7 protein-coding genes are annotated in these 12831 nt (G+C 63.5%); all 7 read left to right on the top strand.

What is annotated here, in order from left to right:
- The first annotated feature begins 208 nt into the window (after positions 1-208).
- The 7 genes from JO965_RS18015 (at position 209) to JO965_RS17985 (ending at position 12788) form a co-directional block, all read left to right on the top strand.
- Positions 209-1423, top strand: a complete 1215-nt coding sequence (locus JO965_RS18015) for a S1C family serine protease (RefSeq protein ID WP_203440398.1) — start codon at positions 209-211, stop codon at positions 1421-1423.
- Between the two features lie 139 nt (positions 1424-1562).
- Positions 1563-2261 carry a response regulator transcription factor gene (locus JO965_RS18010; RefSeq protein ID WP_203440397.1) on the top strand — a complete coding sequence of 233 codons (699 nt, stop codon included), beginning with the start codon at positions 1563-1565 and terminating at the stop codon, positions 2259-2261.
- Positions 2262-2271: 10 nt separating this feature from the next.
- Positions 2272-3705: an ATP-binding protein gene (locus JO965_RS18005; RefSeq protein ID WP_203440396.1), complete on the top strand. Its 1434-nt coding sequence runs from the start codon at positions 2272-2274 to the stop codon at positions 3703-3705.
- A gap of 94 nt (positions 3706-3799) precedes the next feature.
- Positions 3800-6745, top strand: a complete 2946-nt coding sequence (locus JO965_RS18000; protein WP_203440395.1) for a bifunctional [glutamine synthetase] adenylyltransferase/[glutamine synthetase]-adenylyl-L-tyrosine phosphorylase — start codon at positions 3800-3802, stop codon at positions 6743-6745.
- A gap of 561 nt (positions 6746-7306) precedes the next feature.
- Positions 7307-9784: a calcium-binding protein gene (locus JO965_RS17995; RefSeq protein ID WP_203440394.1), complete on the top strand. Its 2478-nt coding sequence runs from the start codon at positions 7307-7309 to the stop codon at positions 9782-9784.
- Positions 9785-9938: 154 nt separating this feature from the next.
- Positions 9939-10193 (top strand): hypothetical protein, encoded by a 255-nt coding sequence (locus JO965_RS17990; RefSeq protein WP_203440393.1) that lies wholly within the window; start codon positions 9939-9941, stop codon positions 10191-10193.
- Between the two features lie 798 nt (positions 10194-10991).
- Positions 10992-12788, top strand: coding sequence for a calcium-binding protein (locus tag JO965_RS17985; RefSeq protein ID WP_203440392.1), 1797 nt, complete (start codon positions 10992-10994; stop codon positions 12786-12788).
- Positions 12789-12831 lie beyond the last annotated feature (43 nt).

Below are 12831 nucleotides of genomic sequence, written 5' to 3'. Positions count from 1 at the left end.
CACCGCTAAGCCCTCCTCCCCACAAGGGGGAGGGAAGATGCGTCTGAGTCTCAGAACGAATGACGAGCCAGATTATCAGGTCTGCTCATCCTGAAACCTTACCAACATTTCATCTTGAGGTGAGAGTACCGTAAGGCTTGAACCCCCATCTTGCTCCCATGACGAACCGGCAAGGTTCTTCCAAAGGTTCTTCGAGGAGAGACAAGACATGTTGGACAAGGTTTCCACTCCTGCCCGCAAGCGCACCGCAAAGTGGCTCGGCGCGGCGGCCGTGGCCGCGATCGTCGCGGGCGGCGCCGTCGAGAGCGGTCTGGTTGCTCCCAACCCCGCTCATGCCGAACTGCGCTCCATGGCGCAACCGGTTCAGGGCGCCCCGTCCTTCGCCGAGGTGATCGACCGGGTGAAGCCCGCCGTCGTGGCCGTGAAGGTCAAGGTGCAGAACGTCGCTGACCGAAACGACGACGAGGACGGCCCGCAGTTCTCGATGCCCGATCTGCCCCCCGGCCACCCGATGGAGCGCTTCTTCCGCCAGTTCCGCGACCAGATGCCCGGTGAGCGCGGCGACCGCTCTCCGCGTCGCGAGCGTCCCCGTCCGTTCGGCCAGTCGCTCGGCTCCGGCTTCTTCATCTCGGCTGACGGCTATGTCGTGACCAACAATCATGTGGTCGACAACGCCTCCGAGGTGCAGGTCACCATGGACGACGGCAAGACCCTCGACGCCAAGGTCATCGGCACCGATGAGAAGACCGACCTCGCCCTGCTGAAGGTCGAAGGCAAGGACTTTCCTTACGTTCGCCTCGCCGGCCAGAAGGCCCGGATCGGCGACTGGGTGGTCGCCATCGGCAATCCGTTCGGCCTCGGCGGCACGGTGACGGCCGGCATCGTCTCGGCCCAGCATCGCGACATCGGTGCCGGTCCCTATGACGACTTCATCCAGATCGATGCTTCGGTGAACAAGGGTAATTCCGGCGGCCCGACCTTCAACCTCTCCGGTGAGGTCGTGGGCGTGAACACGGCGATCTTCTCGCCGTCCGGCGGCAATGTGGGTATTGCGTTTGCCATCCCGGCGAGCACCGTCGAGAACGTTGTGGCGTCCCTGAAGGACAAGGGCTCTGTGACCCGCGGCTTCATCGGCGTGCAGATGCAACCGGTGACCAAGGAGATCGCCGAGGCCATCGGCCTCAAGGAGCCCAAGGGCGCCCTCGTGGCTGAAGCCATCAAGGACAGTCCCGCGGCCAAGGCCGGTGTCCGCACCGGCGACACGATCATCGCCGTCGACGGGCAGCCGATCAATGAGGCCAAGGATCTGTCCCGCAAGGTGGCCAATGTCGCTCCGGGCAAGTCCCTGTCTCTCACCCTTTGGCGTGAGGGCAAGGAGCGGACTGTGACCCTGGAGGTCGGAAGCCAGCCGAAGGGTGTCTGATCCACATAAGGTAGTAGGGCACCAGGGTTTATAGTTGATTGCCCCTGACACCTGGTGTCTTCTGCCCACGGCAGGCCGGCCTCTTCCCCCTCCAAGGCCGGTCTGCCGTCGGGTCCTTCATTGCGTTACAAGTGGGCTTATGCGGATTCTCATCATCGAGGACGACAAGGAGGCAGCCTCCTACCTCGTCAAGGCATTTCGCGAAGCGGGCCATATGGCGGATCACGCTGCCGATGGGCTCGATGGCTATGCCATGGCCGAGGAGGGGGATTACGATGTGCTCGTGGTCGACCGCATGCTGCCCAAGCTCGATGGCCTCTCTCTGATCCGTTCCCTGCGCGAGCAGCGGGTCGAAACGCCGGTCCTGATTCTCTCTGCCCTCGGCCAGGTCGACGATCGCGTGAAGGGCCTGCGCGCTGGCGGCGACGATTATCTCCCCAAGCCTTATGCCTTCTCCGAGCTTCTCGCGCGTGTCGAGGTGCTCTCGCGCCGCCGGGCATCGGCCCCCAGCGCGGAGTCGACGGTCTATCGCATCGCCGATCTGGAACTCGACCGCCTGTCGCACCGTGTGACGCGCTCCGGCCATGAGATCGTGCTGCAGCCGCGCGAGTTCAGGCTGCTCGAATATTTGATGAAAAACGCCAATCAGGTGGTCACTCGAACCATGCTGCTCGAGCATGTGTGGGATTACCACTTCGATCCCCAGACCAACGTCATCGACGTTCATGTCTCGCGACTGCGCGCCAAGATCGACAAGGGGTTCGACAAGCCGTTGATTCACACCATCCGGGGCGCGGGTTACATGGTGCGCGTCGGTGCGGAGGGCGACGAGGAATGAGCGTGAAGCCATGAACGCTTCCATGAGTGCGCTCGGCAAGCTCGTCCGGACGACCGCTTTCAAGCTGTCTTTTGCCTACCTGCTCATCTTCACCATCTTCGCCTTCGTGGGCTTGGGCTATGTTGCCTGGAACGCTCAACGGCTGCTGACCGATCAGTTCGTGTCGACCATCGAGACCGAGATCAACAGCCTGTCAGAGCAATACAGGTTTGGCGGTCTGCGCCGGCTCGTGAACATCGTCGAACGCCGCTCGCGTGCACCGGGCGCCATGCTCTACCTTGTCACGACGGAAGCGGGAGAGCGGGTTGCCGGCAATGTGGGAGCGCTGCCGCCCGGTGTGATCGGCCGCACGGGTCAGTTCGAGACGCTCTACAACCGCACGGATGAAACGGAAGCGCGGCCCGACATGGCCATCGTGCGCGTCTATCTTCTCCCTGGCGGATTCCGGCTCCTCGTCGGGCGTGACATCGAGGAGCGCCGGCGCCTGCAGGAGGTCATCTATCGCGCCTTTGGCTATTCGCTGCTCTTCATCGTCGTGCTCGGTTGCGTCGGCGGCTGGTTCATTACGCGGCGCGTCTTGAAACGTGTCGACGACATGACCGAGATTACGCGCCACATCATGACGGGTGATCTGGGAGGACGGTTGAAGATCGCCGGAACCGGCGATGAGCTTGATCGTCTCGCCAAGAACCTCAACGACATGCTCGACCGCATCGGCGAGCTGATGCGCGGCATGCAGGAGGTTTCCGACAATATCGCCCACGACCTGAAGACACCGCTGACGCGCCTGCGCAACAAGGCGGACGAAGCCCTGCGCACTGCGAGCACGCCCGACGAGCTGAAATCCGCTCTCGAGGCCACCATCGAGGAGAGCGACAATCTCATCCGCATCTTCAATGCTCTCCTCATGATCGCGCGCCTGGAGGCCGGCAATGCCCGCGAAGGTCTGGCGGATTTCGATGCTGCCGAGGCGGTGCGCGACGTGGCCGAACTCTACGAGGCTCTCGCGGAAGAGGCGGGCGTGTCGCTCGAGGTTGCCGTCGAGGACGACCTGCCCATCCACGGCAGCCGTGAACTGTTGGGGCAGGCCATGGCGAACCTTCTCGACAATGCCTTGAAATACGGTGCTGCAACCGGCGAGCAAGCGCAGGCGATCAGTGTTTCCGCTCATCGGAGCGACGGCGAGATCAGGATCGTGGTGGCCGATTGCGGCCCCGGCATTCCGGAAGCGGAACGCAGCCGCGTGCTGGAGCGCTTCGTACGCCTGGAAACGGCCCGTTCGCGTCCTGGTTTCGGCCTCGGCCTCAGCCTGGCCGCCGCCGTAGCCCGGCTCCATGGTGGAACCTTGCGGCTGGAAGACAACGGGCCCGGATTGCGGGTCGTCCTGGCTTTGCCGCTGAAGGCCGTCGAACTGCCGCAGTCCCCGCTCCAATCTGCGGCCTGAAAACTAAAGTTGGGATCATAACGGCACTTTTCGATTGCCTCCGGCTCTCCGGCGTGAACACTCAGGGCCATCGCAGATACCCGATGGATTGGCCGTGCCGGACCAGACGAACTCTCTTCTCAGCCGCCTCACGAAAGCTCCGCCTGTTGCGGATACCAGGCGCGCGAAGGCGCAACTGGCGGATTTCGTCAAGCGCGTGCGCGAGGAACCTGAGGCAAAGATCCTCTCAGGTCCCCTCGAAAGCGGATTGTTCCGCGACCTCCTTCTGGCCCTGGCCGACCATTCCCCCTTTCTTTGGCAGCTCGTCGTCAACGATCCGGCCCGGATGGCAAGACTCGCCTTCGAGCCGCCGGAGGAGACGCATCGCGCCATCATCGAGAGCCAGTCCGGTCTTTTCCGAGAACTGCGTTCAGGCGCAATCACGCGCGACGAGGCCGTACGCGCGTTCCGCCGGAACCGCAACGCCCATGCGCTTCTCGTTGCTCTCGCCGATATCGGTGGCCTCTGGAGCACGGAAGAAGTCACGCAGGCTTTGTCCGACTTCGCCGATGCCTCCGTCGCCGGCGGCGTGAACCTGGTTCTGACAGAGACCGCGGATCTCGGTCGTATTAAGCTGCAGAATCCCGACTCTCCTGGCGAGGGCTCCGGCTTCACGGTGCTGGCGCTCGGCAAGCACGGCGCAGGCGAGCTCAATTATTCGAGCGACATCGACCTCGTCATCTTCTTCGATCCCGAGGCGACGGCGCTGAAAGACCCCTACGAGGCGGCCACAGTCTATACGCGCATCGCGCAGCAGCTCGCCAAGCTCCTGCAGGAGCGCACGGCCGACGGTTACGTGCACCGCGTCGATTATCGCCTGCGCCCGGACCCAGGTTCCACGCCGACGGCGGTGTCGCTGGCTTCGGCTTATGTCTATTACGAAACCGTCGGCCAGAACTGGGAGCGCGCGGCGCTCATCAAGGCAAGGCCGGTGGCCGGAGATCTCGCGCTCGGTGAGAATTTTCTGAACGAGCTGCGTCCCTTCATCTGGCGCAAATATTTCGATTTTGCGTCCATCGCCGATGTGCACGCCATGAAGCGGCAGATTCATGCCGTGCGCGGACATGACCAGATCGCGGTCGCCGGCCACGACATCAAGCTCGGACGCGGCGGCATTCGCGAGATCGAATTCTTCGTGCAGACGCAGCAGCTCGTCTTTGGCGGGCGCCGTCCCAACTTGCGCGGACGTCGCACCCTCGACATGCTCAAAAGCCTCCACGTCGAAGGCTGGATCACCGACAAGGCACGAGACGAACTCTCCGACGCCTATCGTTTCCTGCGCACCATCGAGCACCGGCTGCAGATGGTGGCGGACGAGCAGACGCAGCGCCTGCCTTCGGACGAGGAGCAATTGAAGCGCTTCGCCAAATTCTGCGGCTATCCCACTCTCAAAGCCTTCTCCAAAGCCCTCACGGATCAGGCGAAGATCGTGCAGGGGCATTACGCGCTGCTGTTCGAGGAGGGGCCTGAGCTTGCTTCCGATGTCGGCAGCCTCGTCTTCACCGGCACCACCGACGATCCGGAAACTCTCGCAACGCTCCGTCGCCTCGGCTTTCACGAGCCCGAGCGCGTGGCGGAAACCGTTCGCGGCTGGCATTTCGGCCGCCGCCCCGCGATCCAGAGCGCGAGGGCGCGCGAGGTGCTCACCGAACTCACGCCGGCGTTGCTTTCGGCCCTCGGCGGCACGGCCGATCCTGACGGCGCGCTTGCCGCTCTCGACCGTGCTTTCGGCCGCATGCCGGCCGCCGTCGAGCTTCTCACCATCCTGCAATCGCATGACCGCCTGCGGCTTCTCTTCGCCGATCTTCTCGGCACCGCGCCGCGCCTTGCCGACACCGTCGCGCAATCGCCGCATGTGCTCGACGCGCTCATCGATCCCGCCTTCGGTACCCCCACCACCGACGACGAGACCATTGAAGAACAGGTGAGGCAGCTCATCGGTCCGCCGCGCGATTTCGAGGATTTTCTGGATCGCGTTCGAGATGCGACGCGCCAGATGCGCTTCGTCACGGGCGCGCGGCTCCTGTCCGACGTGCTTTCACCCGCGCAGGCGGGAGAGGCCTACGCGGCCATTGCACGCGCCGTCATCCGTGCATCCTTCGATGAAGTGCGCCGCGCCTTCGAGGCCGAGCACGGCACCGTGCCGGGTTCACGCATCGCCATCCTCGGGCTCGGTCGCCTTGGCAGCCGCGAGCTGACGGCGGGCTCCGATCTCGATCTCGTGGTGATCTACGATTTCGACGAAGACATGCGCGACAGCAACGGCCCGCGCAGCCTCGATGCGGTGGTCTATTACACGCGCCTCACGCAGCGCCTCGTCTCGGCGCTCACCGTGCCGACGCGGCGCGGCCTGCTTTACGAAGTCGACCTTCGCCTGCGCCCGCAGGGCGGCAAGGGCCCTGTCGCGTCGCAGTTCAAGGGCTTCGTGAATTACCAGAAGACCGAAGCCGATCTCTGGGAGCATATGGCGCTCACCCGCGCCCGCGTTCTTGCCGGCGACGAGGACTTCGGTGCGCAAGTATCGCAAGCTGTAAAGGACATCCTCACCTCCAAGCGCGATCCGAAAAAGGTGTTCGAGGAGGTGCGCGCCATGCGCGAGCTGATCGCGCAGGAGAAGGGCGACAGCGATCCCTGGGACATGAAGCTCGCCCGCGGCGGTCTCACCGATCTCGATTTTTTGGCGCAAGGCTTGGTGCTGTCTTATGGGAATGCGCATCCGTCTCTGGTTGGGTTATCGACCGAAGGCGGTTTTGCGAAGGCTCAGGCTGCGGGTCTCTTGCCGGAAGATGACGCAAGGACACTCATCGATGCGCACAAGCTCCTCAACGATGTCTTCCAATGGCAGCGCCTGACGATTGAAGGCAAGTTCGACGCCGAAGCGGTGCTGCCCGTGATCCTCAAGCGCCTCGCGACAGTGGCGGGGCTGCCGAGCGCGAAGGTTTTGCTGGAGTATCTGGATGAAACGCGCAGGTATGTGCGCGAGGCGTACGACAAGGTTTGATGCCAGAATTGTAGTGCTACCTGTACTGATCACCTTCCGTTGCAGCATGCAACTTAGAATGATTTTTCGACATAATTTTCAATAAGTTATACAGCTATGGCTATATGATTAAGGGGTAGACTCCTGCCCTCAGTATCCGACAAATGGACCTTGAGTTACTGGGCGAGAGGTTCTTTTACGGCCGCGCCACGGTGAGGGCTCATTGAGGGGGGCTCAATTATGGCAACGATGGATTATCTCTGTTATCTGCACGAAATAGCAAATGGTGGAACTCTGTCATGTTGGTACGGCAACGGGACCTTCATTGGACCGGGTTCGTCACCCACCTCACAAACAGGAAGCACACCAGTCGGCGGGGGCACATCCGCCCCCGCACCGGGCTCGAGTTCCAATACTTCAACTCCTACCACGCCGCCTGCTTCAAGCGGGACCGGCACAGGTGGCACCGGCGGTTCGGGCACTGCAGGGACGGCCGTCCTTACTTTTGATTCTTGGGAGTTCGCAGGTGTGATAGCCGCAATACCCATTGTGAATTTTGTTGTTTTTGATGCTGCGGCTGCTTTGGCTAGCTCCGGTGTAGCCGGCGTCACGACCTATAGCGCCGGGCTGACCTATAGCGTCGAACTCTCCACCGCTGGCATCGTTGGCAGCGGTGCCAGCTTGGCCGTCGTTCCAATCGGTCTAGTCATCGCCGGATTCCTCTTAGGTCCTCCCAGAGATCCCAGAGAGATCGAGCAGGACACTGACTGGGGTGACTCTACGTTCGTCCCAAGGCCTGAAACTCCGGAGAATCCTCAGCCCGTCCACGAAGTCGCACAGTTCGCCGTCGGTGGGAAGGCGTACTTTGTGGAAATTCTGCGAGGGACTGCCAAAGCTGACCACTTGGTCGGAAATGGAGGTCTATCGGGTTTCGAGGGCGATGATACTCTCACTGGTGGCGACAGGGCCGACATCCTCATGGGCGGCTCTGACAATGATTTGCTGGTGGGCGGGCTCGGTCATGACATCCTAACCGGCGGTCTCGGCGCTGATATCCTTGATGGCGGCGAGGGTTTCGACCTCGCCAACTATGCGCAATCTTCTGCCGGTGTCGTCGCGAACCTATCGAACGCAGCCGAGAACACGGGCGAGGCGGCGGGCGACCGCTACAGCAGCATCGAAGGCTTGACCGGCTCGGCCTATGATGACCGCCTGGTCGGCAATGCTTTGCACAATGTCCTGCAGGGCGGGGCCGGCGATGACCTCCTGGAAGGCGGCGAAGGCAGTGATCAGCTCGTGGGCGGCGAGGGCATCGACTACGCAAGCTATGAGAACGCCGCTGCCGGCGTGACGGCAAAGCTGACCCTCAATCATCACAATGAAGGCGAGGCAGCGGGCGATGTCTATGCCTCCATCGAGGGCCTCATCGGCTCGCGCTTCAAGGACGAGCTTGCCGGCGACAAAGGCACGAACGACCTGCAGGGCCGCGACGGCAACGATGTGCTCATCGGGCTGGGCGGCCAGGACCGTCTCGACGGCGGCTTAGGCGACGACACCCTCTATGGCGGCATCGGGGCGGATCACCTTGTCGGCAGCTTCGGGATCGATTGGGCGGCCTACAGCGTCGATGGCACCGGCGTGACGGTGCATCTGGCCAAGCCGCACCTGAACACGGGCGAGGCCGCCGGCGACACCTATGACGGCATCGAGAACGTGTCCGGCACCAAGCTGACCGACACCCTGGTCGGCGATGCCAAGAACAACGTCCTGTCCGGCCTGGGCTCGGACGACATCCTGCGCGGCGGGCTCGGCGCCGACACGCTCGACGGCGGCGAGGGCTTCGACTGGGCGTCCTATGCAGAAGCCACCTCCGGCGTGCGGGCGGATCTCGCCAACCGGGCGCTCAACACCGGTGAGGCGGGAGGCGACGCTTACGTCGGCATCGAGGCGCTGGAAGGCTCGAACCATGGCGATCAGCTCGCCGGCGACGGCGCCGGCAATGCGCTCTCAGGGCTCGGCGGCAACGACGTGCTGCAGGGCCGCGACGGCAACGACACTCTCGACGGCGGCTTGGGCGACGACACCCTGTATGGCGGTACCGGCGCGGATCATCTCATCGGCAGCTACGGCACCGATTGGGTGTCCTATGCCGATGCGATCCGGGGGGTGAATGTGAGCCTGGCGGACGGGCGCGGCTACCACGGCAGCCTCAATGGCGGCGCCGAGGCCGCGGGCGACACCTATGACGGGGTCGAGAACGTCGAGGGATCCAACGGCGGCGACGTGCTCGCCGGCCATGCCGGTGCCAATCACCTGCGCGGCCTGGGAGGCGACGACATCCTGCAGGGCGGGGGCGGCGCCGACACGCTGGACGGCGGCGAGGGCTTCAACTGGGCCTCCTATGCCGGTGCCACGGCGGGCGTGACGGCGAGCCTGAGCTACAGGTCGCTCAACACCGGCGAGGCGGCGGGCGACGTCTACATCGGCATCCGCGGCCTGCAGGGCTCGAACCACAACGACGTGCTGGCCGGCGATGCCACCACGCTCGGCAACGCGCTCTCAGGGCTCGGCGGCAACGACTCCCTGTTGGGCCAGGCCGGCGGCGATCATCTCGATGGCGGCGACGGCGACGACACGCTCTCCGGCAACGGCGCCAACGACATCCTGCTCGGCGGCAACGGCAGCGACCGGCTTTCTGGCGGGGCCGGCGCCGATCAGCTCACGGGCGGGGCGGGGGGGGACAACTTCCGCTTCGACACGGCGCTGGGCGGCGGCAACATCGACACGATCACCGACTTCACGGCGGGCCAGGACCTGATCGTGTTGTCGCGCGGCGTGTTCACGGCCTTCTCCGGCGGCTGGATGCCGTCGCTGACGGTGTCGGCCTCGGCCTTCACCATCGGGGCTGCGGCGAGCAGCTCGGCGCACCGGCTGGTCTACAACGGCGCCACCGGCGCGCTGTCCTACGACGCCGACGGGGTCGGCGGCGTGGCGCAGGTGCAGTTCGCCACCCTGGCCAAGAACCTCGCCCTGACCGCCCACTCATTCCTGCTGATCTGAGCGCCGATCGCAGGCGCAGTTCGCGGCAGCGATGAGCGACCCAGAGCGGATAAGAAAGCCAAAGCCGGCGCCACACGCGCCGGCTTTTGATGGCGTGAGATCGTCCCCGACGATGCAGGGCTTTTAGGCGGCTGCATCCGCGAGCGCAATCTCGGTGCCGGTGTTTTCCTTCAGCGGCCTGAGCGAGGTTGAAACGCGAACGCTCACGGAGGCGCACAGGCTCTTCAACGATGTCTTTCAATGGCAACCCCTGACCATCGAAGGCAAGTTCGACACTGAGATGATGCCGCCCGTGATCCTCAAGCGTCTCGCGACGGTCGCAGGGCTGCCGAGCGCACAAGTGCTGCGGGAGCGGCTTCAGGAGACGTACCGCCGCGTGACAGCGATCTCCGCGACAATGGTCAAGTGAGAACCTTGATGTCGGCCCCCGTGTAAATTGCCGTCTCGGAAGAGACGCATCACGGGTTGCGCTCCCCCACGGGAAGGTAAAACTTTTCGTTATTATTGAAGGACTTAGGGGATAAAGAATCCTTCAATCCTACATATCCCGAGAGTTCTCTACCTCCCGGAAATCTGCTCGGAATGCGGTGCGCGTGGGCGAACTACAAACGTGCAAAATTGACGTTGGGGGCGGTTTGATATGGCGGATAGGCAGCTTTCGGTTCTTGAGGAGGAATATCTCCTGCATACAGGGCGCTATGGTGGGTCGGTCGGATACGGTGGCGCTGTCAATGGCGGCACGAGTGGCGGCGGTGTCACGAGGATCAATACCAATGGAAGCGTAAGCACAGGTAATGTGAGCAACCTCGTTGGCGTAAAAGAAAATTCCGATGGCAGTACGACCAGAACTTACCAGAATCCGGATGGGAGCCTGACAAGTCAAACGCATCCAAATGAGTGGGGTAAGACAACAACGATTACAACGTCAACTGAGGGTGGTCTTACGACAGTAACTTTAAATCGTGGTGGGAATTCAACTATTATAGAAAGATTTCAACAAGTTGGGAGCAGTAATAGACTTACAAGCACATCTGTTGTGACCGATCAGCCAACTGAAAACGGAAATATAAGGACTGTCCATACAATAGATTTCGGATCTGAATATAACGTAGTTTCTTATCTCGATACCAAGGGGGATATGATAACTTATCGGACATATCCCGACGGTACGACATCCCATCACGAAAGAATTTCTGCCGAGCGGCGGTTGAAGGATTTTCAGAACTTTATGAGGGAGCGCTATGGGGAGGGATCGGAAAAGCAATTTCCAGATCGCGCCGAGAGCGAAAGCAGCGAAGATCAAGCTCTGCTGCAGGTTTCTATCGGCGATAAAACATTCTTTGTTTTTGCAACCCTTGGAACGAGCGCGGCCGATCTGCTGACCGCAGATGGTGTGTTGAGCAGCGGGGGCGGTAACGACACTCTTGCGGGAGGGGTGAGTGACGATATCCTTGTGGGCGGCGATGGCGATGACATCCTCAATGGTGGTGCGGGGGCGGATCTGCTGATCGGCGGCGACGGCACGGGCGACACGGCGGCTTATACCGGCCTCAACGGCCAGGGCGTGACGGTGAACCTGGACAACACCGCCTTCAACACTTGGGAGGCGGCAGGCGATACTTATCACGGTATCGAGAACGTGTCCGGCACCGCCTACGCCGACATCCTGACCGGCGATGCTCAAAACAACATGCTCTGCGGCCAGGGCTCCGACGATCTCCTGCGCGGAGGAGTCGGCGCCGACACGCTCGACGGCGGGGTGGGCGATGACACCCTGCTCGGCGGCGGTGGCGCGGATCATCTGATCGGCAGCTACGGCATCGACTGGGCGTCGTATGCCGATGCGATCCAGGGTGTGAATGCCAGCCTGGCCGACGGCCGCGGCGGCTTCGGCAGCCTGAGCGGTGGCGGCGCCGCCGCGGTCGGCGACACCTACGACAATGTCGAGAACCTCGAGGGCAGCCACGGCTGCGACGTGCTCGCCGGCGATGCCGGGGCGAACTGGCTCAAGGGGATCGGCGGCGACGACATCCTGCAGGGCGGGGGTGGCGCCGACACGCTCGAGGGCGGCGCCGGCTTCAACTGGGCCTCGTACGCCAATGCCACATCCGGCGTGGTCGCCAACCTGGCGGCCAGCGCCGCCAATGCCGGCGAGGCGCATGGCGACATCTACATCGCCATCCGCGGCCTGCAGGGCTCGCAGCATGCCGACCGCCTGACCGGCGACCGGAGTGGGGCCGGCAGCGCGCTGTCGGGGCTCGGCGGCAACGACATCCTGTCGGCCTGGGCCGGCAACAGCCATCTCGACGGTGGCGACGGCGACGACATCCTGCAGAGCAACCTCGGCGCCGACGTGCTGGTCGGCGGCGCCGGCTCGGACTGGGCCTCCTATGCCAACGCCACATCCGGCGTGACCGCCAACCTGGCCAACCGCTGGGCCAACACCGGCGAGGCGGCGGGCGATGTCTATCTCGACATCCGCGGCCTGCAGGGCTCGCAGCACGGCGACTATCTGGTGGCGGATGCGACCGGCAACGCGATCCTGGGCCTGGGCGGCCACGACACACTGCAGGGCGGCACCGGCGGCGATGCGCTCGAGGGCGGCGAGGGCAGCGACCAGCTTGCGGGTGGGTTGGGTTCGGATCAGCTCGTCGGTGGCGGCGGGGCGGACTGGTTCCGCTTCGATGCGGCGTTGGGCGCGGGCAACGTCGACACCGTGACCGACTTTGCGGTCGGCCAGGACTCCCTGGTGCTGGCGCGCAGCGTGTTCACGGCGTTCGGCCCCAGCAGCGGCAGCGCAGTGCCGTCGGTCCTGGCCTATGTGGCGCCGGGCGCCTTCACCACCGGGGCGGCGGCGACGAGCACGGCGCACCGGCTGGTCTACAACAGCGTCACCGGCGCGCTGTCCTACGATGCCGACGGCGTCGGCGGCGTGGCGCAGGTGCAGTTCGCCACCCTGGCCAAGAACCTGGCCCTGACCGCCAACTCATTCCTGCTGATCTGAGCGCAGGCATCGGAGCGGACACACAAGCCAAAGCCGGCGCCAC

It is taken from the genome of Microvirga sp. VF16 (assembly GCF_016864375.1).
Classification (GTDB): Bacteria; Pseudomonadota; Alphaproteobacteria; order Rhizobiales; family Beijerinckiaceae; genus Microvirga.
This window is presented reverse-complemented; position numbering and strand designations above follow the sequence as displayed.